We start from the raw sequence: 530 nt of genomic DNA on the forward strand, positions 1-530 counted from the left end.
CGACAATCTGAGGAAGGCGCTGGCGCAGGTCCGGCGCAACAAGGGAGCGCCGGGGGCCGACGGCATGAGTGTCGACGCTTTGGCGCTGCACCTGAAGGACCACTGGCCCGACAGTCGTGCCCAACTGCTCGAAGGCTCCTACAAGCCGCAACCGGTGCGGCGTGTCGAAATCCCGAAGGCGACCGGCGGCACCCGTCCGCTCGGCATCCCGACGGTGTTCGACCGCTTCATCCAGCAGGCGGCAATGCAGGTGCTGCAAGAGGAATGGGATGACAAGTTCAGCGCATCGAGCTACGGGTTCAGGCCCGCATGCTCGGCACATCAGGCGGTTGCTGCGGCGCAAGCGTTCATCGCGTCGGGCCATCGCATCGTGGTGGACATCGACCTGGAGAAGTTCTTCGACCGGGTCAACCATGACGTCCTGATGGGGCTGGTGGCCAAACGGGTGTCCGATCCGCGCATTCTTCGTCTCATCCGAGGTTTCCTGACCGCGGGTGTGCTCGAAGGCGGGCTGGTCGGCCCAATCGACG

Annotated in this window: 1 protein-coding gene; it reads left to right on the forward strand. The window is 64.9% G+C overall.

The genetic code is table 11. The annotated features are described in order from the left end of the window. A partial coding sequence (locus RFN28_RS34755) for a reverse transcriptase domain-containing protein (protein ID WP_320291621.1) occupies positions 1-530 on the forward strand: 530 nt, incomplete at both ends.

It is taken from the genome of Mesorhizobium album, assembly GCF_033977205.1.
Taxonomy (GTDB): Bacteria; Pseudomonadota; Alphaproteobacteria; order Rhizobiales; family Rhizobiaceae; genus Mesorhizobium; species Mesorhizobium album.